Source organism: Proteus alimentorum, assembly GCF_002607735.1.
In the GTDB taxonomy this organism is placed as follows: domain Bacteria; phylum Pseudomonadota; class Gammaproteobacteria; order Enterobacterales; family Enterobacteriaceae; genus Proteus; species Proteus alimentorum.
This window is the reverse complement of record NZ_NBVR01000031.1, coordinates 377,121-403,886: the sequence shown is the minus strand read 5'-3', so window position 1 is coordinate 403,886 and position 26,766 is coordinate 377,121. Positions and strand designations below refer to the sequence as shown.

Genomic DNA, 26,766 nt, shown 5'->3' with positions numbered 1-26,766 from the left:
TTTAGGGAATATGTTGCATTATTTTTATTGCCCGACTTTAGCCGGGCATTGCTTTTGCTTAGTGGAGACTAGGCATATTTCTTAGCGTAAGACAACATTGCTTTTTCAAAGCAATCAAACGGGGGATGAACAATACCTGCACCAATCATACCTATACCGGCATCTTTATGTGCGATAGCGGTATTTATTACGGGAAGAATACCGCTAGCCGCTACTTTAGTAATATCGATGGCTGTTGGAATACCCATAAAACCAAGTAAAGGGATGGTCACATTGGGATTTTCACCTAATGTGATTTCTCGCATTTGGCGTGAAAAATCCACGGCTTCCTCTACGGTGCCGCCGACTAATGCCACGATGGCAGGTGCGGTCGCCATTGCAAAACCACCAATACCATAGGTTTCCGTAATCGCCGAGTCACCAATATCTAAACCTGAATCTTCTGGCTTATAGCCTGCAAACATAGGACCGATAACGCGTTGTGAAGGACCGGTAAACCATTGTCCTGGTAATCCACTGATACGTAATCCAAATTCGTAGCCATTGCGCGCCATTGTTGTGACAACGGTGCTGTATTCAATACCGTGGGCTGCATCCATAGAGGCTTTACACATTGCCATCCATGTTGGGCCTGAGAAATAGTCACTGCTTGCAACAAAATCAAATACTTCTTTTTGTTGTGCAACTGAAAACGAAGTTTGAATAATGCCGGTTGTTAACGCTTGAATCAGCAACGTTGTTCCTGCATTGTTTCGGTTATGACACTCATCACCCATATGTAATGCTTGGGCTAACATTAAGCGTAGGTCGATTTCACCGACAATTTTCATTGCATCACGTAGCATTGGGCCGAGCACATCACGCATCCAATTTAAGCGATCGATAACACTTTGGTCATTGGCACCCATACGCAAAATTTTTGCCATCTGCTCGCTAAGATTGGTGAAGGCACGGTTGCCATACGTTTTATTTTCAACAATATGCATAAACATAGAGGCAGACGTCACCCCCGCCATTGAGCCAACACAGTCATGTTCGTGACAGGGTGAGAATATAATTTCACCGGATGCAGCAACGCGTTCAGCATCGACTAAATCTTTTGCCAGACCTTCGAAAACCAATGCACCTGTTACCGCGCCTTTCATTGCGCCACACATGTCTTTCCACTCAACTGGTGGGCCAGCGTGTAAAATGGTGTTTTTGGTCATTCTTGGTACGACATTAATCGCTTGGTCATATCCAACGAGAACAGGCTGTGATTTAATAATACGTTCCAATGCTTGCGCATTAGCAACGTTAATTTTTTCTTGTAATGCCGCATTAGATTCAATGCTATCAAGGGCATTGATCACCGCAATATTGCCTTGGCCAGGAGGCGTCCAATTTAAATGAGTCACTGGAACATGCTGTTTTTTCAGATCATCACTGAACATTTCAATACCAATATTGATGGCATTTAAAGGTTGTTTAAATAATGAAGTCATTATGCTTTTTCTCCTTTCCAGACAAATTCACGACCCAGTAAACCAGTATTGGTACTACTACTCGCCCAAATGACTCCAGCATCAGTGAGCATTTTGACTTGGGCATCCATAGAAGGAGTATCTTGGTCAGTACCTAAAACGTAACCTAAGATCACGAGTTCACGACCGTCTTGTTGAGCGATATTTTTAGCTTCTTTAATGGCATCAATCATGACACCAACCGGATCTTCGTGAGAGCCAAAACCTAAGATAAAATCCATCATAATGACGCCAACTTCTGGATCACGAGCTTCTTGCAGTAAGCGTTCAATGCGATTTGTGGGGTCGATCATTGGGTGTGGTTTACCATTGGTAAAGTCATCATCACCAAAATCGAGGAAAGTATGAGCAATGCTTTTATTGAGATCTTTTAAGCGGAAATCAGGATTAGGTTGAATGTTACTATAAACATCATCGTACTTTTCAAGCGCACTAAACATTGCCTCATCGCAGAGTGTGCCACCACAGAATAAACCACGAATATATTTTTGTTCTGGTTTGAGGAGGGCTCTGACTTCATCAATCAAAGGGAGATTAAGAGGATGTAAGTCTAAGTCTTCTTGGCGAATACCCGTTAACAGAACGGCTTTTAAGGCTGCTTCTTTGGTGCCTTGAGCAAAGATAAGTCCAGATTTATCTTCTGGAAGCGGTTGGCTACCTAAGAAACAAACTACAACCGGCTTATGGCATTTTTCGGCTTGTTCTAACACTTTTTTCGCAACCATGGCTGCTGGTGGCTTAGAAATTAACACGATGACTTTTGTATTATCATCAGCATCCAGCATTTTGAGAGCATCAATCATCATGATGCCGCCAATTTTTTCACTCAGATCACGTCCACCAGTGCCAATAAGCTGAGAAACACCCGCACCAAACTCATGAATACGCACACTCAGTTCTTGGCTACCAGTGCCTGACGCACCAATAATACCAATATTGCCTTGGCGTACACTATTACCAAAACAGAGTGCTGTACCATTGATGATGGCCGTTCCGCAGTCAGGCCCCATCATGAGCAGGCCTTTTTGACTGGCTAATTGTTTCAGTGATAATTCATCTTCAATGGACACGTTGTCAGAAAACAGCATAACGTTGAGATCATTTTCTAATGCAATGCGTGCCTCTCGAGCCGCAAATTGACCATTGACAGAAATGACGGCTAAGTTTGCTTCTGGAATATGACTTTTAGCGGAATTAATCGTGGCGTATTTTGCTTCGTGTTGTCCACTATTTTGATTTTTCTTGACAAAAAGTGCTTCAATCGCAGCAAGTGTGATTTCATTTGCTTCATCACTTGCACCTTTTATGACAATCATTAAATCGCCATTTTTAGCGTCTTCTAATTCAGCGTTTAATAAGCCTAAATTTTTTAATACGCCTTTATTCATTTCAGTTGCCATTGCAACGAAAGCTTGTTCAACATTATCAAGTTGGTTTGCTTTTGTTGAAATCGACATCAGTGAAACTGAATCAAAATAAGTGTTCTTTTTTATGACAACTTTAATTGACATCTCTTTCTCCGAAATAATGGGTAATGAACAAGGCATCACGAATACCAAATAACATGTCGCTGCCTGAACTTGACCCGATATTTAAAATAGCTAAAACGTGTGAATAAATATTTGTCTCTTGTGCATCAACTAAACTCTGTATGAGTTGATACATATTTTCGCGATATTCTTGTTCTAAAGCCTTTTCCAAGGTGATGGCGCTAATAGGGGTCGTATTCATCGTACTTTGCATAATCCCGTGATAAAAAAAGGGAGAAAGAGAATGAATAGGGTGTTGTTCCAATAATAAAAAAGCCATTAACCCCACTAAGTAATCATCGCCTGAGGGCGTTAGCCCAATACCTAATCCAACAAATTGATGAATAATCTTTTTTAAGCTTTCATGTTCTTGATTAATTAATGAATTTATTAATTCAGAACGTAATGTATTTAACTTATTTGAAACTTGGAGATAAAAAAAATTATCTCCTCGATAATTAAAAAGAGAATGCGTGTTATCTTTCAAAATAAGATCAAGTTTATCTATCTGTGAATTTAAAAATAACAAATAATCATGACTATTTAATTTTTTCTGATGAAATTTAATGTTTTTCTTTTGCCATTTTTTACACAGTGGAAATGAGATTAAATAATTTTCTCCAATATACATTTCATTATTAGTAATCCTAACCAAATCATTTTCTTTTATATTTAAAGATGAAAATGATTTATTTATTATTCGACAACTATTTGGGGCGTTATCTAATTGGGAACAAAGCAACGTATAAAGTGTATTATTAATCGAAAAATTAATTGCTTTATTGAATACTTGTTTTATTGTTCCTGATAACGAAGGCTGATGCAAAAGTTCAAGAAAGTGTGTATCAGCCGTTAATCCATATAGTATTTGCCGATGAGATGTGTGTTTATTCACAAATCTCCTTGCTTATATTGATTTATGCACCTGCTGCAATCAGTAAATTAGCTATTTCGGTATAGCCTTTTTCTTTTGCCAGCTCTAAGGGTTTTTTACCGTATTTATCTGTCATATGAGGATTAGCACCATGTTCTAATAACAGTTTAACGATTTGTTGCTGTTTCTCTCCTCCATCATTTAATACGATAGCTTCAAGTAAAGGGGTCCAGCCGACAAAATTAGTATGATTGACATTAATCTCTGTTTTTTCTAATAACTCACGGACAATTTCAACATGACCTTTTTCACTAGCAGGTGTAATACCCACACCACCAAAACGGGTTAATAAATCTAAATTAGGATTTGCAGGTAATACAAGGCGAAGTAATGTTAAGTCATTATTCAGGCAGCTTAATAAAAAAGGATTAAAGCAGGTTTGATCTTGTTTATTAATATCTGCTCCTGCATTAATAAGAAAAGAAACACAGTCATAGTGTTTGTTTAAACTGGCATTGACAATAGCGGTACGACCTTGTCGATTGGTAATATTAATATCGACACCTTTTTCAAGACAGTTTTTTAGTATTTCTAATTGCCCTTGTTCTGCTGCATTCAAAAAGTCTTGCGCTAATGTGTTTGTTGTCATGATATTCTCCTGTATTGGTTATTTGAAATGTTATTCACCATAACCAAATAGATAAAGACAAGTTAAAGATTATTTATAATGGATAAATCATAACAACTCGTATTAATAAATAGAATCCACTTAAATTTAATTCATCAATTAGTCTATCTATTATTGAATTAAATTGCATAATGCGTCATTTTTGTGCGTGAGAGCATGATTTTTTGTCTTTTTTTGATGCGTTTTGTTTGTTTTTTAGTCTGTTTATTTGAATTGTTTTTGTCAATTCACTAATGCAATTGGGATTTAATCAAATCTGTGATAGGCCTCAAATTAAATGTTTTATAATTGTTAAATTCTTATAATTTAAAAGAGAAATAAAAGTTTTAATACATTGTTGTAAGCTTAACTCAATAAAATTAAATAAATTTTTTGTTTTTATCTTGGAGCCTTATTTTTTTACATGCTATAAAGAGTCTGTCATTAATAAGCTTGATGTATCATGCTTTTAGTGTGTCATATAATGATAAAGGGTTAAAATTTAAGATTATTAAATAGTTTTTGCTAAAGATTTAATGGGATTCTTTTTTCGAATGTAGCGGGGGGATAATGAATTCGATTTTTACCGAAGAAAATTTACTGACCTATATTACAGCGGCCAAATTTGCAAGTTTTAGTAAAGCTGCTGAAGAGTTAGGTATCACAACATCGGCGGTGAGTTATACCATCAAACGTATTGAAACTTATTTAGATGTTGCCCTTTTTATTCGAGATACCCGTAATATTGAACTGACTGAAGCGGGGTATTATTTTTACCGAAAAGCCACGGATTTAGTAAATAATTTTCACTTGATTAAAAAAGGAATTTATTCCATTGAGCAAGGTATTGAAGCCAGAGTGCGTATTTGTATTAACCAATTACTTTATACGCCATATCATACCGCGAAGTTATTACAAATTTTAAAAAAACAATTTGCAACCTGCCAAATTACCGTAAAGACAGAAGTTTATAATGGGGTTTGGGATTCAATTATTAACAATCATTCCGATATTGCGATTGGGGCTCCGGGTACATTAATGGATGGCGGCGGCATAGATTATACGGAAATTGGTGCTATCCGCTGGGAATTTGCCATCGCTTCAACACACCCATTAGCATTAATGCCAGAACCTCTCGCTGAAAGCCAATTACGTTTATATCCGAATATTATGGTTGAAGACACGGCGCATACTATTAATAAACGAGTAGGCTGGTTATTACATGGACAAGAAGCGATTCAAGTTCCCGATTTTAATACTAAATGTCAGTGTCAAATTCTAGGTGAGGGGATTGGTTTTTTGCCTGATTATATGGTGAAAGATCATGTAAAAAACGGTGTGTTAGTAACAAAAAAAATTCAAAACACAAGACAAGATTCGAATATGTTGCTGGCGATACAACATTCAGCCTCAGGGTTAGTAACACAGTGGATCAAAAAAGAGTTTACAAACAATGGGGTGCTTGCGGAATTATACAGTGATTTGTTAAGGCCTATCATAAATAATAAATAAAAGATATTCCGACGATAATACAGGTGTTAGAAAGCCTCGCAATTTATGAGCATATTGGTTCCTTTATTCTTTTGACACTTAACCTAAGAGAGTAAAAAACACAAAGCCCATATAATTTCATGTACTTTGTGTTTTTTAGCGAGACTGGATACTTAATAAGATAATGTAAAACTAAACGATAAGTTTACACATTAAACCTTAAACCTTAAACCTTAATTGATCTGTTATTTAATTGATTTTTAATGTTTTTATTTTTTATATTTGTACTCATTTAGAACAAGGTGCCTAATAAAATAGTACATATAAGATTATCAAAGTAAAACTACATCAGTATAAAACACTAATCTATTGTATAGGGTTAACATAATCTGATAGGCAGTTTGGTGCTGTGAGTTCAATTAATCAAAGCAGACGGAAATGGAACAACCTTATGCTGTAAAATTTTTAACTAGAAAAGTGATCTATGTTGCCATATAAAACAACGATGATAAAATGCACTAATACCTGTTTGAAGTGAGACTATCATGAAAAAAAATGAATTAATTCAAGTAACAAGACCAACTCGTATCCAGCTTATTCGTTCGGTAGCAACCTCTACAGCGATTGAAACAGGGCAAGAGTCTCGCCGTCTTGAAGAAGAGATGAAAGCGAAACGTGAGAAGTTTGGGCATTTAAAACTCGCGCTCTAGTTCGCTTTTAAGGCTTCATTAACCCAATATTTCATGGGTTCATAGTTAAGGTTTAGCCCTGCGTGGATTGCTGCGATGTACTGCTCGGGGTGTTGAGTCCAACTTTCGTAGTCTAACGGTTGAAATCCAGCTTGTACCGCCATCACATCAGCAAGTAAGCGCGATAAGCGCCCATTTCCTTCTCTAAACGGATGTATCAGAATTAATTCCACATGTACTACTTCTTTATCAGAGCCTTCAGCAAATTTTCCTTCGCTATTAGATACATCATATCTATTCATTTTATACTCGTGATACTTCAAGTTGTAGCGTTGTTGACTACGTTTATTCGCACTAGTCACATACTTATGTATGCTTCTAGCGACTCATTTATTTGTCGCCTAGCTGCACTTCGAATTATTTAGAGTACAAGCGGTGGCTAGGTTCAATAAAATAATAACCATCCATAAATCAAAGGATTAATTAAGAATGGGTTAAATTATAGGCTTTTATGAAACTGAATGAGACATAAAAAAAGCATAAAACCCAGTTAATGCAATGAATTTTATGCTGTTTTTTTATAAAATGATACTTTGTGAAACAGTATGAGACTAGAGTGTAGGCTTACACATTAAACAAGAAGTTCATTACATCGCCATCTTGAACGATATATTCTTTACCTTCTGCACGCATTTTGCCCGCTTCTTTCGCGCCTTGTTCACCGCCGTAAGTGATGAAATCGTTATAAGCGATAGTTTGTGCACGGATAAAGCCTTTTTCAAAGTCAGTGTGGATTTTACCTGCGGCTTGTGGTGCTGTGGCACCTACAGGGATTGTCCATGCACGTACTTCTTTAACGCCAGCCGTGAAGTAAGTTTGTAAGTTCAGTAATGCGTAACCTGCACGAATAACACGGTTTAAACCGGGCTCTTCAATGCCTAAATCTTGCATAAACTCTTCACGCTCAGCATCTTCTAACTCAGCAATATCTGCTTCGATAGCGGCACAAACAGGCACAACCACAGAGCCTTCCGCTTCGGCAATTTTACGAACGGTTTCAAGATAAGGGTTATTCTCAAAACCATCTTCATTAACGTTTGCAATATACATTGTTGGTTTTAACGTTAAGAAGCTTAAATAACGAATAGTCGCTTTTTCTTCTTCAGTTAAATCTAAAGCACGCAACATACCTGCATTTTCTAAATGCGGTAAGCATTTTTCTAATACTTCCATTTCTGCTTTAGCAACTTTATCGCCACCTTTGGCTTTTTTCTGATTACGGTGCATTGCACGTTCACAGGTATCCAAGTCAGAAAGTGCTAATTCAGTGTTGATGGTCTCGATATCTTCAGCAGGATCGACTTTACCAGCAACATGAATGATATTGTCATTTTCAAAACAACGAACCACATGGCCAATGGCTTCCGTTTCACGAATATTGGTTAGGAATTGGTTACCTAAACCTTCACCTTTAGAGGCGCCTTTGACTAAACCCGCGATATCAACGAATTCCATTGTGGTAGGTAAAATACGCTGTGGTTTAACAATTTCAGCTAATTTATCTAAGCGAGGATCAGGCATTGGCACAACACCTGTGTTTGGTTCGATAGTACAGAATGGGAAGTTGGCTGCCTCAATACCTGCCTTAGTTAAGGCATTAAACAGTGTAGATTTCCCTACGTTAGGCAGACCGACGATACCACATTTAAATCCCATAAACGTTCACCTTGTCACATAAAAACAACAGGAGGGAGTGTTCCTGTTGTGTGCTGTTAAAAAAATTTGGCGCCATTATAGAACAAATCCCTGTTTGATTAAATCATCAGGGATTAATCGCGCAAAAGAAGAGGGTGATTTACCCACTTAATAATTTGAAAGCAATTTAGTTTGCTGACTAGTACTCATTAAGCTTTAAAGCTATGTAAGCGGTTTATTGCTTTTTCATAGCCGTCACGCATCAGAATATCTGTACATGAAAGGGCTTCATCAATCGCATCATCAATGAGTTTTTGCTCACTCATTGGCGGTTTGCCTAATACAAAACCAACAACTTTATTTTTATCACCAGGATGACCAATACCAATACGTAAACGATAGAAATTGGGGTTATTGCTAAATTTACTTTGAATATCTTTTAACCCATTATGACCACCATTGCCACCACCTAACTTCATTTTGACAATACCGGGGGGTAAATCGAGTTCATCATGGGCAACTAAAATTTCATCAAGCTCAATACGATAGAAATTTGCCATTGCTTGTACGGCTTTACCACTTAAATTCATAAAAGTTGTAGGCACTAATAATCGAACATCATTACCATTCAAATTAATGCGTGCGGTGTAGCCAAAGAATTTACTCTCTTCTTTTAGAGATTGTTGATGACGTTGAGCCAATAAATCAACATACCAAGCACCCGCATTATGGCGAGTCTGGGCATAATCTGCACCGGGGTTTGCTAACCCGACGATAAGTTTAATTTTACTCACAATAGCCTTTCACTGTTATCGTCTTAAAAGAAAGGCCCTAGTTTACCTGTCTAAACTCAGAAGCACAAAATAGATTACATAGAATGTTCTTTGAAATGATAAACAGAGGAAATATCACCTTTTTGATTTAACAAAAAGAGCGAAAATGACGAAATTGGCGCTATTTTCTTCTTTCAAAAGGAAAAAACACATTTTTTGTTAAGAATTGTCAATATATTTCGGAGCGATGTGATCCCTTCGACAATAACTTCTTAGTATTTATGGCTATAATAACTACAAAGAACAAAAGGTTATTCGATGTATTTTGTTGTTGAATCGTCTGACGACGCGCTTGGAGGTGCAACATGAAATATAAACATGCATTTGCAGTTGGTAATTTATGTATGGCTACGGGAATGATTGTTATGCTCGGTAGCCTTGGTTATACGCTTCTTACTCATATTTTTCCATTAGGATTGCCTGAATTTTTATCAGATATCTCTTTAATGGGGATCTTTATTGGTGCTTTGATTTGGTTAGCTGGCGCCCGTATTGGTGGTAGAGAAACAATAGCAGAAAGATATTGGTGGTTACGTAACCATGATGAACGTTATCGTCGTCATGACAATCACCGTTATCCATAATGTTGTTATCACAAATAAATATCAGAATAGATAAAAATAACAATGAAGTTAAAAACTGATGTTAAGTGAATAATAGTTGTTATTATGCGTTGTAATCCACACCTATAGACCCGTTTAATGATAACGGGTTTTTTGTTGCCTAAAATGCTTAATCTAGAAAAAATAACAAAAAACCCGCTATAACAAATGCTATAGCGGGTTTAGTTATCTCAAATTGCAATGAATGTTATAACAAATTAATGTTCAAACATCGCAGAGATTGACTCTTCATTGCTAATACGGCGAATTGCTTCAGCCAGCATGCCAGAAAGGGTCAATGAGCGGACTTTATTTAATGCTTTGATTTCTGCTGATAACGGAATTGTATCGCAGACAACCACTTCATCAATAACAGAGCTTTTGATGTTCTCAACAGCATTACCAGAGAAGATTGGGTGAGTCGCGTAAGCAAATACACGTTTAGCACCACGTTCTTTCAGCGCTTCAGCTGCTTTACACAATGTACCGCCTGTGTCGATCATATCGTCAACAAGGATACAGTCGCGGTTAGCAACATCACCAATAATATGCATAACTTGAGAAACGTTAGCACGAGGGCGACGTTTATCAATGATAGCCATATCAGTGTCATTCAGCAGTTTAGCGATAGCACGAGCGCGAACAACACCGCCAATATCTGGAGAAACAACAATAGGGTTGTCCAAATCTTTTTGAAGCATATCTTCTAAAAGAATTGGGCTGCCGAAGACATTGTCAACCGGTACATCAAAGAACCCTTGGATTTGTTCTGCGTGTAAGTCGCAGGTTAAAACGCGGTCTACGCCTACACTAGATAAGAAATCCGCAACAACTTTTGCCGTAATAGGAACACGAGCTGAACGAACACGGCGATCCTGACGGGCATAACCGAAGTAAGGAATAACAGCAGTGATACGACCAGCGGAAGCTCGACGTAATGCGTCAACCATGACCACTAATTCCATTAAGTTATCATTAGTAGGTGCACAGGTTGATTGAATGATAAATACATCACCACCACGTACGTTTTCGTTGATTTGCACACTGACTTCACCATCGCTAAAACGACCTACAGCCGCGTCTCCTAGGCTAGTGTAGAGTCGGTTGGCAACACGTTGAGCCAGTTCCGGGGTTGCGTTACCAGCAAAAAGCTTCATATCGGGCACGAGAAAAACCTCAGGCTTGCGTCCAGAGAGAGATATTGTTGACCAGTAAAAAACGTGTTTATGAACATAAGGTTTGTAAACATCATCTTACGGGTGCAATAACACAGGTATCCTTGAGCGGAATAAATGCAGAGGAGAAATGTTGACGCCTTGCGCTACAAATCCATGCACCCACTCAGGGGCGTTAATTAACACTTCACTAGCGGCAACTTGTGAATCGAACTCACCGAACACACAAGCACCTGTCCCAGTTAAGCGTGACGGTGCATATTCTAACAGCCACGAAAGCAGATATTCAACCTCACGAAAACGTTTTCTTGCGATCATTTCACAGTCATTCTCGAACGGAGCCTTTAATAATGCGCCAAGAGAGCGAATAGGAGAATTACGTTTTAATTCTGGATCTGTGAAGATTGTCGGTGTTGGAATGGAAATTCCGGGATGTGCGACCAAATACCATTGCTCTTTTGGCTCTGCAGAGGTCAAAATTTCACCAACGCCTTCGGCGAACGCGGCATGACCTTTTACAAAAACGGGGACATCTGCACCTAAACTAACGCCTAATTCGGCTAAGGTTTCGTCGCTTAATCCCGCTTGCCAATGGTAATTAAGTGCAATTAATGTGGTTGCAGCGTTAGATGAGCCTCCACCTAAGCCTCCCCCCATTGGCAATTTTTTATCAACACTGAACTCTGCACCGTGATACCGCAAAGCAATATTATGTTGCTGGCAATAATCGCGTAGTAATTTAGCGGCTTTAATAATTAAATTATCTTTATCTTCTACGCCATCAATCGGCGTCAAGATAATTAACTGGGTATCATCACGAGGTGTAATGGTTAATGTGTCGCCATAATCTAAGAACTGAAATAATGTTTGCAGATTGTGATAACCATCGGGGCGTTTCCCCGTGATGTAGAGAAAAAGATTTAATTTGGCAGGAGAAGGCCAACTTAGTGTCATTGCTGTATATCCCAGTTATCCATTTTTAATTTGATAGTGCGTTCACCTTGTTTTAGCTCAAGGCGTTGTGGCAGGTTGGGTGTGGTATTTGAATCATAAGCTTGGTAAGTCACAATCCAATTGCCTTCAGGTGCAGGGAATGTGACAGATTTTAATAAGTGATTCGCATCTAATTCGAAATGAGTGGCATCACCCGGTAAACCAATAAGCCAAGCACGCAGATTTGTGAGTGGAATAACCATACCTGTAAGTTGGTAGATCATTTCTGCAGGGTTATCACTATAATATTTCTTACCTTTATTATCAGTAACTTCAATCAAGCCAGGCATGACGTTTAAATCAAGTTCTGTTGTACCTAAAGGGTTGGTTAACAATAAGCGATAACGTTCATCGGCTTTGTCTTGCCAATAGAATCGGGCATAGGTTTTATTGGTATCTTCAATATAGGCAAAAGCGCCTCGGGTTTCGTATTGTGAAATTTTCTTTAATGCTTGCTGGCGAGCTTGCCATTGCACATCGTTATCAGATGCTGAACCTTGGGTCTTTATCTGATTTAGATTACAGGCACTCAGCAACAACGCCGTTAGCGGGATAAGGCGCAGGAGTTGTTTGGTTGAAAAAAAGCGTGAACGCATAGCTGAGACATTCCTTTAATTCGTTATTAGTTGAAAAAAAGAGTATCATAAACCTTATGATATAACGATATTTCGTTAAATTGTGTATAGAAATCTCCTATCACTCAAGTAAGCTCTTTTATTGGATCTGTTCATCAAGTAGAATGACGGAAATAAAGAGTCCATACTAAATGCGCTGTTTTAGGTTTACACTAAGTCAAGTCGCGAGGCGGTATTTATTCATAACTCGATATAGTTGATATGACGTTATTAGCATTAGGTATTAATCATAAAACAGCCCCCGTTGCTTTACGCGAGAAAGTTTCTTTTTCTCCCGATACCATGGGTGACGCTTTAAACAACCTTTTACAGCAACCTGCTGTCAGAGGCGGTGTTGTGCTGTCTACATGTAACCGTACTGAGCTCTATCTTAGTATGGAAGACAAAGAAAATAGTCATGAGCAGCTTATTCGCTGGTTATGCCAATATCACCAAATAGAGCCAAATGAACTGAAAAGTAGTGTTTATTGGCATCAAGATAATCAAGCTGTCAGCCATTTAATGCGAGTGGCAAGTGGCTTAGATTCTCTAGTACTCGGTGAACCTCAAATTTTAGGGCAAGTTAAAAAAGCCTTTGCCGATTCTCAAAGCTATCACTCGCTCTCTTCAGAGCTGGAACGTTTGTTTCAGAAATCTTTTTCAGTTGCGAAAAGAGTGAGAACAGAGACACAAATTGGTGCTAACGCGGTTTCTGTTGCTTTTGCTGCTTGTACATTAGCGCGTCAAATCTTTGAATCGCTATCTTCTTTGACTATTTTATTGGTGGGGGCAGGCGAGACAATAGAGTTAGTCGCTCGTCATCTGCGTGAACATCAAGTCAAAAAAATCATTATTGCTAATAGAACAAAAGAGCGTGCTCAGCGTTTAGCAAATGAAGTTGATGCCGAAGTCATTACATTATCAGAGATTGATGAATGTCTTGCACAGGCTGATATTGTTATTAGTTCTACGGCAAGCCCTTTACCTATTATTGGTAAAGGAATGGTTGAAAGGGCGCTTAAAAAGCGTCGTAATCAGCCAATGTTGCTGGTGGATATTGCCGTTCCTCGTGATATTGAACAAGATGTTGAAAAGCTGAATAACGTTTATCTTTATAGCGTTGATGATTTAGAAGCGATTATTCAACATAACCGTGAACAACGCCAAGCAGCTGCAATTCAAGCAGAACATATTGTCCAGCAAGAAAGTGGGCAATTTATGGATTGGCTACGGGCACAAGGTGCTGTAGGTGCGATTCGAGAATATCGAGACAGCGCTGAAATGTTACGTGCAGAAATGACAGAGAAAGCCATCACATTGATACAAAACGGAGCGGATGCGGAAAAAGTTATCCAACAACTCTCTCATCAATTGATGAATCGTCTTATTCACACACCAACAAAATCTCTTCAACAGGCTGCCAGTGATGGTGATATTGAACGCCTGAATCTATTACGTGAAAGTTTGGGTATTACCCATAATTAACTTTGTCTAACAGGATCTTAATCTACGAATGAAGCCTTCTATTGTCGCTAAGTTGGAAGCTCTACAAGAGCGTTATGAAGAAATTCAGGCACTTCTGTCAGAAGCCGATGTTATTGCCTCTCAGGAGCGTTTTCGTGCGCTTTCAAAAGAATACTCTCAATTAACTGATGTCACGGCTTGCTTTAGCCAGTGGCGAAAAGTGCAAGACGACATCGAAGCAGCAGAAATGATGCTTGATGATCCTGAAATGAAAGAGATGGCACAAGAAGAGCTAAAAGAAGCGCAAGCATTAAATGATGATTTAGAGCAGCAGTTACAAGTGCTATTACTGCCTAAAGATCCTGATGATGAATTTAACTGTTTCCTTGAAATTCGTGCGGGAACCGGTGGAGATGAAGCCGCATTATTTGCGGGTGATTTATTCCGTATGTATAGCCGTTATGCAGAATCACGTCGCTGGCGTATTGAAGTCATGAATGCTAACGAAGGTGAGCATGGTGGCTATAAAGAAGTCATTGCAAAAGTCGTGGGTGATGGCGCTTATGGTGTATTGAAATTTGAATCAGGCGGTCACCGCGTTCAACGTGTTCCTGAAACGGAATCTCAAGGTCGCATTCATACTTCTGCTTGTACGGTTGCCGTATTAGCTGAAGTGCCAGAAGCTGAATTACCTGAAATCAGCCCAAGTGACTTACGTATAGATACATTCCGTTCTTCAGGGGCGGGTGGTCAGCACGTTAATACCACCGACTCTGCTATCCGTATTACACATATTCCAACAGGAATTGTGGTGGAATGTCAGGATGAACGTTCACAGCATAAAAACAAAGCCAAAGCGATGTCTGTATTAGGTGCACGTATTCGTGCGGCTGAAATGCAAAAGCGTCAAGAAGCAGAAGCTTCTGAACGTCGTAACTTATTGGGTTCTGGTGACCGTTCTGACCGAATTAGAACATACAACTTCCCGCAAGGTCGTGTCACTGATCACCGTATCAACCTCACGTTTTATCGCTTAGATGAAGTGATGGAAGGAAAATTAGATCCATTAATTCAGCCTATCGTGACCGAATATCAAGCGGATCAGCTTTCTGCACTTTCTGAGTTGAATTAATGAATTATGAACAATGGCTGCGTGAAGCAGCCTTGCAATTAGTTGAAAGTGACAGCCCTAAACGAGATGCTGAAATTCTACTTGGGTACGTAACACAACGTACCCGCACTTATTTAATTGCCTTTAATGAAACGGTACTTTCATCAGACGAATTGGCCCAATTATCACAATTGCTTACTCGACGTATTAAAGGTGAACCTATTGCCTATTTAGTCGGTGAAAGAGAGTTTTGGTCACTTCCATTAAAAGTTTCACCTGTAACATTAATTCCTCGCCCAGATACAGAATGCCTTGTTGAAAAAGCATTAGAAAAACTGTCATTAGAGCCAACCTGTATCCTGGATTTAGGAACCGGAACTGGCGCTATTGCACTAGCAATGGCTTCAGAACGTCCAGATTGCCATATCATAGGTGTAGACTTTCAACCAGAAGCCGTTGCATTAGCGCAAGAGAATGCGACCAACTTAGCATTAAATAACACAGAATTTATGGAAAGTTGTTGGTTTAGTTCACTCTCTGGGCATCAATTTGGTATGATAATCAGTAATCCTCCTTACATAGATGAAAATGATGAACATGTTCATCAGGGGGATGTTCGTTTTGAACCTTTAACTGCATTAGTTGCTGGCAAAAATGGTTTTGCTGATATCGAAATTATCATTGAAACGGCTCGTCAGTTTTTAACTGATAATGGCTGGGTATTATTGGAACACGGCTGGCAACAAGGTGAAGGTGTACGCAATATTTTTATTGATAAGGGTTACTGCTGTGTGGAAACTTTCCGTGATTATGGCGGTAATGAGCGAGTGACAGTAGGTCGTTGGAATTATGATAGAAACCATAGCTGATTACGAATTTAATAAAGCCCCTTTAGTTAAGGGCATGATCCTTATCTCTCAGGCTATTCGACCTGATTTTCCAACCACTTCTGTTGGTTATCAACTGGCGCAGTTAGTTGAACAAGCAGAAGCTGAAATTCCTCAACAAGGAAATACCAAAGAGCAGATAGAAGCACTGCTAAAACTGTTTTATAAGCAGTGGCACTTTAGTGGTGCAAGTGGCAAATATTGCCTGTCTGATACTTTATGGTTAGATAAAGTATTAGCAACTCATGTAGGCTCTCCCGTTTCACTGGGTTCGATTCTTATTTATATCGCGCAAGCGTTAAATTTACCGCTAGTGCCGGTTATCTTCCCTACGCAACTTATTATCAGAATAGATATTCCTAATGAACAACCGTTATTTTTAAATCCAATAAATGGTGAGTATCTATCGCAACATACCTTAGAAGTTTGGTTAAAAGGGAATGTAGGTGGTACCTCTGTATTATTAGAGGCAGACTTAGAAGAATCTGAATACAGTTCTATTATTCGTAAACTTTTGGATACATTGAAAGTTTCTTTAATGGAAGAAAAGAATATGGAGCAAGCATTAAAAGCCAGTGAAACGGTATTAATGTTTGATCCTGAAGATCCTTATGAAATACGTGATCGCGGACTTATTTTTGCTCAGTTAGAGTGTAACCATGTGGCGATTTCTGACTTAAACTATTTTGTTGAACAATGTCCTGAAGATCCTATTTCAGAGATGATCAAAATCCAAATTCATTCGATAGAACAAAATCCTATTGTTCTACATTAAAAATTTAAGAAACGTACTTAATTAACACGGTACATTACAAACAGTATAGGGATAAATATGCAACATAAAGTGGTGAATATTGGTGATATCAAGGTAGCAAACGACCTGCCATTTGTGCTTTTTGGTGGCATGAATGTATTAGAATCGCGCGATTTAGCCATGCGTATTTGTGAGCATTACGTCACTGTCACTCAAAAACTGAATATTCCTTACGTATTCAAAGCGTCTTTTGATAAAGCAAACCGTTCTTCAATCCACTCTTACCGTGGCCCAGGCTTAGAAGAAGGGATGAAAATTTTCCAAGAGTTAAAAGAAACTTTTGGCGTTAAAATTATTACTGACGTTCATGAAGCGGCGCAAGCGCAACCTGTATCCGAAGTTGTCGATGTTATCCAATTACCTGCATTTTTAGCGCGTCAAACTGATCTTGTTGAAGCGATGGCAAAAACAGGTGCAGTGATCAACGTGAAAAAACCGCAGTTTGTAAGCCCAGGCCAAATGGGGAATATCGTCGATAAATTTAAAGAAGGCGGTAACGACCAAGTTATTCTATGTGATCGCGGCAGTAACTTTGGCTACGATAACTTAGTTGTTGATATGTTAGGCTTCCATGTCATGATGCAAGCTTCTCAAGGCGCACCCGTTATTTTTGACGTTACGCACTCTCTACAGTGCCGCGACCCATTTGGCGCTGCATCAGGTGGACGCCGTGCACAAGTTGCAGAATTAGCACGCGCAGGTATGGCAGTGGGTCTTGCAGGATTATTTCTTGAAGCTCATCCAGATCCAGATAATGCGCTCTGTGATGGCCCATCAGCGTTACCACTTGCAAAATTAGAGCCTTTCTTAGCGCAAATTAAAGCGATTGATGAAGTGGTAAAAAATTTCCCAGAGTTAGATACCAGTAAATAAAATGTGTTATGCAACTGCATACGGTTGTTAATATGTTCGGCGCTGATCTTCAGCGCCGTTATCACGAAAAAATTCATAAAATCACCCTTCATGGCGGTTTTAACTGTCCTAATCGAGATGGCACATTGGGGCGGGGAGGCTGTACTTTCTGTAATGTATCTTCTTTTGCTGATGAGCAAACGCAATATCACTCCATTGAAGAACAAATTGCATTACAAGCTAAAAATATTAACCGTGCACATCGTTATCTTGCTTATTTCCAAGCCTATACCAGTACTTATGCCGAAGTAGAATACTTACGGACTTTATATGAAACCGCATTATTACAAGCGGATATGGTTGGCTTATGTGTGGGAACTCGACCAGATTGTGTCCCTGTTTGTGTATTGGATTTATTGCAAGGTTATCGTGATAAAGGCTATGAAGTATGGTTAGAACTCGGTTTGCAAACGGCTCATGATAAAACATTAAAGCACATCAATCGAGGGCATGATTTTCAGTGTTATCAAGCGACAACGCGAGAAGCTCGTCGTCGTGGCTTAAAAGTGTGTACGCACCTTATTGTCGGGTTACCACGAGAAGATCATCTGCTTAATATGCAGACATTAGAACGAGTGGTTGAAACGGGTACTGATGGGCTTAAATTACATCCTTTACATATTGTTGAAGGCAGTACGATAGCTAAAGCGTGGAAAGCAGGGCGAATAAGCGCATTAACACAAGAGCAATATGTTTATACCGCGGGTGAGATGATCCGCCATACTCCTCCTGAAATTATTTATCACCGCGTATGTGCCAGTGCCAGAAAACCGACTTTATTAGCCCCAGAATGGTGTGAAAATCACTGGTTGGGAATGAACGCACTTTATCAAGATTTATTAAAAAAGGGTGTGCAAGGAAGCGGGATTGGTAATGCATTTATTCAAAACGCTAACTAGTCTTTATTAAAAATAATAAAATTTTATGCATTCTAACTGTAAATGCGTTTTCAAAATCTATTGAAAACGCCGCTTTTTCTTGCTTAATATAAAATATCTTGTAACTTTTTTAATCATATTGTACGCTTTCAATGTGTACAAAGGAGGCTATTATGGCTCAAACACTTGTAGAAAACAGTGAGAGAGTATCAATTCGTATTACTACAGAAGATAAATCACTGCTTGTTCGTGCGGCTAGTTTGGAAAATACAAACCTAACAGAGTTCGTCCTTCGTAATATCGTACCTGTCGCTCGGCAAATTATTGAAAATAATGAGCGTTTAAAATTATCGGAAAAAGACACATTGCGTGTTATGGAACTTTTAGATAATCCGCCAAAGCCTAATGCTAAGTTACTTGCTGCGGCTTTTGCTTTACCGGACAAAGTATGACAATACCGCATTGGCATGAAGAAGCGATAAGTAAAAAGTATGATAGAAATACATTTAATTGTGGAGATGCAGTGCTTAATCAATTCCTGTATCGTCACGCAAGACAAAATCATGAAAATGGGAGTGCTAAAACCTATTTAGCTATTAATACAAATAACAATATTATTATAGGCTATTACAGCTTATGTCCCGCCTCAATTGAATTCGAACGGACTCCCGAAGTGATCGCGCGAGGCTTAGCTCGTCATGATATCCCTGTGTTTAGGCTTGCCCGTTTAGCAACTGACTTATCCGTTCAAGGAAAAGGGCTTGGAGGACAATTATTGCTTGCAGCAGGAAAACGCTGTCTTGCTGTTGCGAGTGAATTAGGCGGTGTTGCATTGCTTATAGATGCTAAAAATGAAAGAGTCGCTAATTGGTATATTAGCTATGGAGCTGTGCCATTATTAGACTCACCTCTCTCTTTATTAATTTCCTTCAAGACAATTTATACTGCACTGAGAATGGCAAACAAAATATGAATGATTAACATAGCCCTTAATTAAATAATTTAAATTAAGGGCTATATAGCTTTATATTATTTTAGAATTGAACAACTACTGAATTAATTCCAAATCATCCAATGCTTTTTGTAATGATGGATAGAAATTCAGTGTACCTTCAATTGGTGTGACTCTTGCTCTTGCCAACGTTTTTAATGGCTGGAAAGGAATATCACACACAATCACATGGGTATCATTTTTTACATCAGTAACGAAATGCTGGAACGCATGTAAGCCTCCCGCATCTAATACAGGCACGGCATCCCATTGCATAATAATGGTTTTATAACCTTTACTACGTTCGCGTAACTCATTAAAGATACGTTCAGCGGCAGCAAAGAATAATGGACCATTAACACGCACAACTAATAATTGCTTATCATCATCAGTATAAGGAGATTCAGTTATTTTGGTCATATTAGCAATACGACGCATAAATAACAGTGAAGCCAATACAATACCGATAGTAATTGCAATCACCATATCAAAGAGAACGGTGAGCGATAAGCATAATACTAAGACAATAATATCGTCTTTGGGGGCATGTCGAATAAGATCAATAACTTTACGTGCTTCGCTCATATTCCATGCCACAATTAACAGCAGTGCTGACATTGCGGCTAAAGGTAAATAAGAAAGAAAAGGCGCTAATACAAGTAAAGTTAGCAATACCAACAATGAGTGAACAATAGCTGAAACTGGCGATGTTGCACCCGCACGCACGTTAGCTGCCGAACGTGCAATAGCCGCAGTCGCTGTAATACCACCAAAGAAAGGTGCGACAATATTACCAACCCCTTGCCCCACTAATTCACCATTAGAGTGATGTTTTTTGCCTGTCATACCATCAAGTACAACCGCACATAATAACGATTCAATTGCACCTAACATTGCCATTGAAAAGGCTGCGGGTAATAAAGCAGAAACGGTACTCCAATTTAATTCAAGCGATGTACCTGAACTTGGTAAATTCCAAGGTAAAACAAACTGAGGTAAAATAGGGGGAATACCTTGCCCAGTTGTTCCATTAGGAAGCATATAGCTAAATTGCGAGCCAATTGTTGCAACATCATGACCGAACATATTCACAATACCCATTACCGCAGTACCTGCAATTAAAGCGGGTAAGTGTCCAGGTAAGCGTAAATTTAGTTTAGGCCAATAAATTAAAACAAACAGCGTTGTCAGACCAATAAGCGTATCACCAATATGAATAGTCGGTAATGCAGAGCCTAGGGCGATAACTTTATCGATATAGGTTTCTGGCACATGTGCTAATTCAAGACCAAAAAAGTCTTTTACTTGCATTGTGGCGATAGTGATGGCAATCCCCGAAGTAAATCCCAGTGTTACAGAAACAGGAATATACTCAATAAGCTTACCAAAGCGAGCTAATCCCATAACTACTAAGATCACGCCAGACATAAGCGTAGCAATTAATAAGCCACTCAAACCAAATTGTTGTGAGACTGGATAAAGGATCACAACAAAAGCGGCAGTAGGGCCTGAAACGCTGTATCGAGAGCCACCTGACACAGCAATAACTATACCGGCAATAGCTGCGGTATAAAGACCGTATTGCGGAGGAACACCGCTACCAATTGCCAAAGCCATGGCTAAAGGTATCGCGATAATTCCGACGGTGATCCCTGCAATAATATCTTTTAATAAACGCGCAAAAGAGTAAGGCTCTTTTACACATGCATCAATAAATGCACTAAAGGGGCGAACCCGGTTAACTTTATGAGTTTTCATTTAGGATTAAACCAAAATAAGAAGTCAGATGCCGAATAACGGCGATAAGGAAAAGAGAGGATATCGCTTTTATTCGCTGATAATAATGTGATACATCAAATTATTAATGCATATCTTAAAGCTTAGTAAAAATAAAATCAATTAAACTAATAAGTTAACTTAAATAGATAATGTAATGTATCTTATTGTATTTATTCTGTTGCTTGCTTGAAAATAAAGTTTAAATTTATTTTAAAATTATAAAAAGCGTTTTATTTTAGAATAAATGTCGTTTATAGATAGGGTAATAAAAACCTTTTTATGTCATAAAAATTGGATAGACATAAATAACAACTACATAAGTTATTTTGATTCATTAAAATTAATTATCAGAGATGATTAAGTGATAGGAAATTATTGAATAAAACGATTAAGCAAAAAATAAAATAAAAAATGTATTGTATACTAACAATGATGTCATCAAAAAATGAAAAGTGGTGGATATAAACAAGCTCAGTGAAGAAAAACGAGATTAGACGTGTATATTTTTCGAACCAAAAAATAAAGCCTAGCTAAAAAGCTAGGCTCTATCTTAGAATATGGCGGTGAGAGAGGGATTCGAACCCTCGATACGTTGCCGTATACACACTTTCCAGGCGTGCTCCTTCAGCCTCTCGGACATCTCACCGTATTGTCGTTGGATATGTACTTAACACCTCTCAACGGGGCGCTACTATATGGAAAAGGATCATAAGCGTCAACCGCTAAATGCATTTTTCTTTTAACTTTTGTATCAAGTAGTCAAATAAAAAACAATATGCACAAATGCTAGGCAAATTATGCAGTAAACCAATTCACGCAATAGGTTATCGTATTGAAAAAAGAATTGAGATTTTCGTTAACTGGTTAACATTCTCAACATTTTTATTAACAACTTATTCAAAGAGACTTGAAATCAGAACGTAACCCTCGCACCCTATGATAAAAATGCTGGAGGAAGGCAAAATGAATATTATTTATTATCATCCTTTTTTTGATGCAGAAACATGGATCAATGGTATGAAGGCGCGTTTGCCAAATGCCAATATCCGTATTTGGGAACCTGGCGATAATCAACCTGCTGATTACGCCATGGTTTGGCTTCCTCCTTATGAAATGCTGGCAAGTCGTAATCACCTTAAAGGTATTTTTGCATTAGGGGCAGGTGTTGATGCTATTTTAAAACAAGAACAGCAAAAGCCCGGCACATTACCAACGGGTGTTCCGGTTATGCGCTTGGAAGACACCGGAATGGGGCTTCAAATGCAAGAGTATGCTATTGCTAAAGTGATGTATTACTTTCGTCGAATGGATGATTATAAACGTCAACAATCACAACGTTTATGGAAACAGCTTCCTGCGCACTCTTATGATAATTTTGTGATTGGTGTTTTAGGTGCAGGTGCTTTAGGTGGGAGTGTTGCGATTAAACTTGCCGAACTTGGCTTTAAAGTTCGTTGCTGGAGTCGCAGTGAAAAACAAATTAAAAATGTCGAAAGTTTTCACGGAAAAGATCAGCTCAGTGGCTTTCTGAAAGAATGTAATTTGTTGATTAACTTGTTACCTTATACACCAGAAACGCATGGTATCTTAAATTTCTCACTCTTTGAGCAACTTAAACCTTCTTCTTATCTTATTAATCTTGCGCGTGGTGCGCATTTAGTTGATCAAGATTTATTAGAGGCAATCGATCAAGGGCATATTGCTGATGCTACTTTGGATGTTTTTGCTCAAGAACCCTTAGCGGGAATGCATCCATTCTGGACTCACCCTCGAATTTCGATTACACCGCACATTGCTGCGTTCACTATTCCTACTATTGCAATGGATACCATTGTTGAAAATATCCAACGAATTGAGAAAGGTGAGGCACCATTTGGAGTGGTAGACATGAAAAGTGGTTATTGATTTTGCGAGATTAGACTAAAATCTATTTTTTTAGATAAAGAGGGAAAGTATTTTATATTTTACCTCTTTATTTTTTTGTAAATAACGCAACTTTTTATTGCTTTCACATATTATAATAAAAATCTGATTATAAATTTGTATCAAATTTTATCTATTTTGCTGATCATTTCTCTATCTTCTGATAACGACAGGTGATAGTAAAATGGTAAATGAGGTTAATCGGACACAATTAGATTTCACTTTTAGCAAAATTAAAAGAGCAGAGGCAAAAAGTAATGATAGTAGTATTAGTAATATTAATACTACTCATCATGTTTACGCTACCTCAGAAAAAAAGAATTCATTTCACTATGATGGTTTCCTTAATATAAAAAAAATAGAAAACATAAAACAGATTAATGAAAATAATTATGTTTATCTAGGTTCTACTAATATGTCATTATTAAATAATATGGGGATCACTCTTGACGATGATGGTTCTCTATTGTTAATTAAAGGACGCAGTCATGATCTGTTTTCAGGTATTTATCAAAAATACGCTAATGGAGGGTTTAAATATCAAGGCTTACATATAGAAAATGAAGAAAAGAATAATATAAAATTCAAGGAATTATATGTAGATCATAATGGTGATTTAATTGGAAATAAAAGAGAGCCAATTGGTAATGATCATATAGTAGAGAATAAAACTCAATTATATAAAATTAAGTTTAATAAAATTGAAAAAGAGTATGATTTAAATGAACTTTCTTTAAATGATAATAGGGAAAAACTGATTGTTGAATATGAGGAATATATACCTAGAAATAACCAGCAACATGATCTTTCCAGTATAAATAACATACTTGAATTAAAAGAAAATAACATTATTAATATTTGTCGAGATGGACTAAATATTTCTGTAAAATTAAAAGATAATCAGTTGGTGACTAGCGGATTACCGGCGTTATTATCTTCTCAAGGAGATGAGGTAGATAACAGTCAACAAAATAATATTCAAGAGTATAAAATCAAATTACCTTTAAAAAAACAGGATAAAATATTAGCAATTAAACCTATCTTAGATGAAATTCAATTGGTGGTTGATAAAGGGGATAGAATAAAAATATATTATCTTGATCCGCTAAATATATTCGCCACTAAGCCTTATTGTTATGAGGTGACACGATTAAAGCAAGAGCCCCCATTATCTTTTTATTCTATGATTGGTGAAAATAATTATAAAAAATATCATTCTGGACAACCTTTTTCATCTCAAACAATAGGTAATTTCAGTAGCCGACATATTCCTTTTTTCTCATCTTTTATTGATAACGCTCGGCTAAATATTAATAAAGCCAAAGAGCAATATGCGCTAAAAGAATATAAAAAAATGGTGAAAAATATTGCAAAAGCTGTTGATCCTGGCTTTAGAGGGTTATTTTGTAATATAAAGCAAGTTTTCAATTCTTCTACTAATGCTTATAATAGTAAGCAAATGGCATTGCATGGTATTAAAGAGAATATAGGTAAAAGTTATAGTTTATTAAATAGAGTTGTGAAAGGCATAAGAAATGGCATAACACAAGGTGAGGTTATTTATTCATTAGTAAAAGATCTTAAAGAAAAAGAAAGTATTACAATTAATCATTATAATGACGTTCGTGCTTTTTTTGGTATCAATGCTTTTCATTTATCTAATGGTATGGGAGTTAATGCTTTTTTATTAGCCTCTTATGCAAAATCACACGCAATTACGCTATCAAAAGATAAGGATAATAAAATCACTTTCTCTTTTATCAATCATCAAAATAATCTTTTGGCAGCAGGTTTGTCAGTCGGAATTGGTGAGTATGCAAAAAAATGGGGGGAAGAAAGTATGAATTATGGGTATGTTACACCTATTATGGCAAGTGCATTATTAAGTGCGTCTTATGCTAAGAAATCTAATTTCTCATTTAGCCTTCATATTAATGATGTTTCTAATTTTATTAACAAAGGAGTTAATTTAACTGAAAATCAATTAATATCACATTCAACCCTTGAAACTCATCAAGATATGAGTATTTCTGTGGGGAGTGAAGTGAGAAGTGAAGCCAGTATTGATGTCGATGTAATGTTAACCCCAGATACTCAATTAACTGTGCCAAGAAATGCGATTGGCGTAAACTTTATTTTCAATTTATTAAAATTAAATCTAAATATAAATAAATTTATCGATTATGGTGAGTTAGATATTACTAAACAAACAAAAAAAGTAGATCTGGACTTATTAGAATTAGGTGTTGATGTTTATCGTGATTTAAAGTTTACGCCTTCTACAACAAATTCTGAACATATCGTTCAATGGTATCCATTAGCATCAGTAAAAGATTTTGAACTCATGTTGCAAAAAAGAGTAAATAGCTTATTAAGTTTTACACTTTTTGAAAATGAAAAATTAAAAAATGAAGAGGTATTAGGAAAGAGTAGAAAAGATCTTAAAGGAATTTACAAGCGAGTATTAAAAATAAATAGGCTATTAGAAAAATTCCCTGAAAAATATCAACTTTCTAATAATATTAATAAATTAGATAGTATTTATTTAAATTTATCATCAGATAAAAAGCCAATTAATAATTTAAAAGATAAGATTAATAAAAATATTATTACTACGTTATCTCAAGGTAAAGACGAGAATTTTAAAACTCAAACTCAAACTCAAACTCAAACTCAAACTCAAATAACAAAGGAAAATAGACAACATAATATTAGCCTTTTTTTATCTTCATTAAAGGGACGAAAAGAGACTTTGTCTTCTCAAGAAAAAAATAATATGAATGAAAAATTTAAACCTTACCTTATTGCAAATTATCAATTAAATGAAAAAAGTCGTTTAATTCATACTGAATTCCGAAATGAAATAAATCATCTTATAGAAGAAAATAGAGACGCTGAACAGATTAATTTAGATAAAATAAAGAAAAGTCTGGATGATTTGTATACTACATATAAACAACGATTCGCCAATGCTGAATACCAAATTACCTCTACAGATATTATGTCTGTTAGTGAGCTTTCGTATAAAAAGAAAACATTGCCGACAGGATTTATTCGACTAGGAAATAAAAAAGTAATCTCTCATTCCCAAGTTAAAGGATCCATTGACTATATATATAGTGAGGATAGGGAGCGTATTAACAAAATATCAACAAACTATTATTATTAATAGAATCATTTGGTTTGTTTATTATTAATGGAATGTAATTACTCTATTTACCTTAAATAGAGTAAAGGCATGGCTCTGTTTTTCAGTGTTAAATGTTGTTTTATTTGCTATTTTCTATTTTTATAACATTTATCGCTAATCAAGTATGATTAT

The 26,766-nt window shown here is 37.2% G+C and carries 23 protein-coding genes, 1 tRNA gene and 1 pseudogene; 13 read left to right on the top strand and 12 right to left on the bottom strand.

Annotated features, from left to right (window positions below; all coding sequences use genetic code 11):
- Window positions 1–68 precede the first annotated feature (68 nt).
- The 4 genes from B6258_RS12390 to B6258_RS12375 are packed head-to-tail and all read right to left on the bottom strand — an operon-like array spanning window position 69 to window position 4,575.
- Window positions 69–1,484 (bottom strand): YlbE family protein, encoded by a 1,416-nt coding sequence (locus B6258_RS12390; RefSeq protein ID WP_099075507.1) that lies wholly within the window; start codon window positions 1,482–1,484, stop codon window positions 69–71.
- Window positions 1,484–3,034 carry an acyl-CoA synthetase FdrA gene (gene fdrA, locus B6258_RS12385; protein WP_099075506.1) on the bottom strand — a complete coding sequence of 517 codons (1,551 nt, stop codon included), beginning with the start codon at window positions 3,032–3,034 and terminating at the stop codon, window positions 1,484–1,486. The genes B6258_RS12390 and fdrA overlap by 1 nt, the downstream gene beginning before the upstream one ends.
- Complete coding sequence (locus B6258_RS12380) at window positions 3,024–3,947, bottom strand: oxamate carbamoyltransferase subunit AllH family protein (RefSeq protein WP_099075505.1); 924 nt, start codon at window positions 3,945–3,947, stop codon at window positions 3,024–3,026. The genes fdrA and B6258_RS12380 overlap by 11 nt, the downstream gene beginning before the upstream one ends.
- Before the next feature lie 22 nt (window positions 3,948–3,969).
- Window positions 3,970–4,575, bottom strand: a complete 606-nt coding sequence (locus B6258_RS12375) for an ankyrin repeat domain-containing protein (protein WP_099075504.1) — start codon at window positions 4,573–4,575, stop codon at window positions 3,970–3,972.
- Window positions 4,576–5,163: 588 nt separating this feature from the next.
- Here B6258_RS12375 and B6258_RS12370 point away from each other — a divergent pair.
- Window positions 5,164–6,105, top strand: coding sequence for a LysR substrate-binding domain-containing protein (locus tag B6258_RS12370; RefSeq protein ID WP_099075503.1), 942 nt, complete (start codon window positions 5,164–5,166; stop codon window positions 6,103–6,105).
- A 524-nt stretch (window positions 6,106–6,629) separates the two neighbouring features.
- Entirely contained in the window at window positions 6,630–6,794 is a 165-nt protein-coding gene (locus B6258_RS18080; protein ID WP_164996168.1) for a hypothetical protein, read from the top strand.
- On the opposite strand, the pseudogene B6258_RS12365 reads toward B6258_RS18080, so the two are convergent.
- From B6258_RS12365 to pth, 3 genes and pseudogenes are all read right to left on the bottom strand, one after another.
- A pseudogene (locus B6258_RS12365) lies at window positions 6,791–7,012 on the bottom strand (Fic family protein); the annotation flags it as partial. The gene B6258_RS18080 and the pseudogene B6258_RS12365 overlap by 4 nt on opposite strands.
- A gap of 385 nt (window positions 7,013–7,397) precedes the next feature.
- Window positions 7,398–8,489 carry a redox-regulated ATPase YchF gene (ychF, locus tag B6258_RS12360; protein ID WP_069369044.1) on the bottom strand — a complete coding sequence of 364 codons (1,092 nt, stop codon included), beginning with the start codon at window positions 8,487–8,489 and terminating at the stop codon, window positions 7,398–7,400.
- Between the two features lie 188 nt (window positions 8,490–8,677).
- Window positions 8,678–9,262, bottom strand: coding sequence for an aminoacyl-tRNA hydrolase (gene pth / locus B6258_RS12355; protein WP_099075502.1), 585 nt, complete (start codon window positions 9,260–9,262; stop codon window positions 8,678–8,680).
- A gap of 344 nt (window positions 9,263–9,606) precedes the next feature.
- Here pth and ychH point away from each other — a divergent pair, with 344 nt between their 5' ends.
- The gene (gene ychH, locus B6258_RS12350) at window positions 9,607–9,885 is read left to right on the top strand and encodes a stress-induced protein YchH (RefSeq protein ID WP_075671005.1); all 279 of its coding nucleotides are present in this window, start codon (window positions 9,607–9,609) and stop codon (window positions 9,883–9,885) included.
- A 236-nt stretch (window positions 9,886–10,121) separates the two neighbouring features.
- Here ychH and prs read toward each other — a convergent pair whose 3' ends face one another.
- The 3 genes from prs to lolB all read right to left on the bottom strand — a co-directional run bounded on the left by prs (window position 10,122) and on the right by lolB (window position 12,667).
- The gene (gene prs, locus B6258_RS12345) at window positions 10,122–11,069 is read right to left on the bottom strand and encodes a ribose-phosphate diphosphokinase (protein WP_036912921.1); all 948 of its coding nucleotides are present in this window, start codon (window positions 11,067–11,069) and stop codon (window positions 10,122–10,124) included.
- A gap of 87 nt (window positions 11,070–11,156) precedes the next feature.
- Window positions 11,157–12,032, bottom strand: a complete 876-nt coding sequence (gene ispE, locus B6258_RS12340; RefSeq protein WP_099075501.1) for a 4-(cytidine 5'-diphospho)-2-C-methyl-D-erythritol kinase — start codon at window positions 12,030–12,032, stop codon at window positions 11,157–11,159.
- Window positions 12,029–12,667, bottom strand: a complete 639-nt coding sequence (gene lolB / locus B6258_RS12335; protein ID WP_099075500.1) for a lipoprotein insertase outer membrane protein LolB — start codon at window positions 12,665–12,667, stop codon at window positions 12,029–12,031. The genes ispE and lolB overlap by 4 nt, the downstream gene beginning before the upstream one ends.
- A gap of 240 nt (window positions 12,668–12,907) precedes the next feature.
- Between lolB and hemA the strand changes: the two genes are divergently transcribed.
- The 8 genes from hemA to B6258_RS12295 all read left to right on the top strand — a co-directional run bounded on the left by hemA (window position 12,908) and on the right by B6258_RS12295 (window position 19,724).
- Complete coding sequence (gene hemA / locus B6258_RS12330; RefSeq protein ID WP_023582047.1) at window positions 12,908–14,170, top strand: glutamyl-tRNA reductase; 1,263 nt, start codon at window positions 12,908–12,910, stop codon at window positions 14,168–14,170.
- 28 nt (window positions 14,171–14,198) lie between these two features.
- Window positions 14,199–15,281 carry a peptide chain release factor 1 gene (prfA, locus tag B6258_RS12325; protein ID WP_088495429.1) on the top strand — a complete coding sequence of 361 codons (1,083 nt, stop codon included), beginning with the start codon at window positions 14,199–14,201 and terminating at the stop codon, window positions 15,279–15,281.
- Window positions 15,281–16,129, top strand: coding sequence for a peptide chain release factor N(5)-glutamine methyltransferase (prmC, locus tag B6258_RS12320; RefSeq protein WP_099075499.1), 849 nt, complete (start codon window positions 15,281–15,283; stop codon window positions 16,127–16,129). The genes prfA and prmC overlap by 1 nt, the downstream gene beginning before the upstream one ends.
- On the top strand, window positions 16,113–16,922 hold the full coding sequence (gene sirB1, locus B6258_RS12315) for an invasion regulator SirB1 (protein WP_164996174.1): 810 nt from the start codon (window positions 16,113–16,115) through the stop codon (window positions 16,920–16,922). Before prmC ends, sirB1 begins: the two co-directional genes overlap by 17 nt.
- 57 nt (window positions 16,923–16,979) lie before the next feature.
- A complete protein-coding gene (gene kdsA, locus B6258_RS12310) occupies window positions 16,980–17,834 on the top strand; it encodes a 3-deoxy-8-phosphooctulonate synthase (protein WP_099075497.1) in 855 nt (284 codons plus the stop codon).
- 8 nt (window positions 17,835–17,842) lie between these two features.
- Complete coding sequence (gene mnmL / locus B6258_RS12305) at window positions 17,843–18,772, top strand: tRNA modification radical SAM protein MnmL/YtqA (RefSeq protein WP_099075496.1); 930 nt, start codon at window positions 17,843–17,845, stop codon at window positions 18,770–18,772.
- Window positions 18,773–18,924: 152 nt separating this feature from the next.
- Complete coding sequence (locus B6258_RS12300) at window positions 18,925–19,203, top strand: type II toxin-antitoxin system TacA family antitoxin (RefSeq protein ID WP_099075495.1); 279 nt, start codon at window positions 18,925–18,927, stop codon at window positions 19,201–19,203.
- Complete coding sequence (locus B6258_RS12295) at window positions 19,200–19,724, top strand: GNAT family N-acetyltransferase (RefSeq protein ID WP_099075494.1); 525 nt, start codon at window positions 19,200–19,202, stop codon at window positions 19,722–19,724. The genes B6258_RS12300 and B6258_RS12295 overlap by 4 nt, the downstream gene beginning before the upstream one ends.
- A gap of 75 nt (window positions 19,725–19,799) precedes the next feature.
- Here the strand turns inward: B6258_RS12295 and dauA are convergent, their stop codons facing one another.
- Together dauA and B6258_RS12285 are read right to left on the bottom strand one after the other, a co-directional pair.
- Window positions 19,800–21,500, bottom strand: a complete 1,701-nt coding sequence (gene dauA / locus B6258_RS12290) for a C4-dicarboxylic acid transporter DauA (protein ID WP_099075493.1) — start codon at window positions 21,498–21,500, stop codon at window positions 19,800–19,802.
- A 579-nt stretch (window positions 21,501–22,079) separates the two neighbouring features.
- Window positions 22,080–22,167, bottom strand: a tRNA-Ser gene (locus B6258_RS12285).
- A 317-nt stretch (window positions 22,168–22,484) separates the two neighbouring features.
- Here B6258_RS12285 and ghrA point away from each other — a divergent pair.
- Entirely contained in the window at window positions 22,485–23,426 is a 942-nt protein-coding gene (gene ghrA / locus B6258_RS12280; protein WP_099075492.1) for a glyoxylate/hydroxypyruvate reductase GhrA, read from the top strand.
- A 202-nt stretch (window positions 23,427–23,628) separates the two neighbouring features.
- The gene (locus B6258_RS12275) at window positions 23,629–26,613 is read left to right on the top strand and encodes a hypothetical protein (protein WP_099075491.1); all 2,985 of its coding nucleotides are present in this window, start codon (window positions 23,629–23,631) and stop codon (window positions 26,611–26,613) included.
- Window positions 26,614–26,766 lie beyond the last annotated feature (153 nt).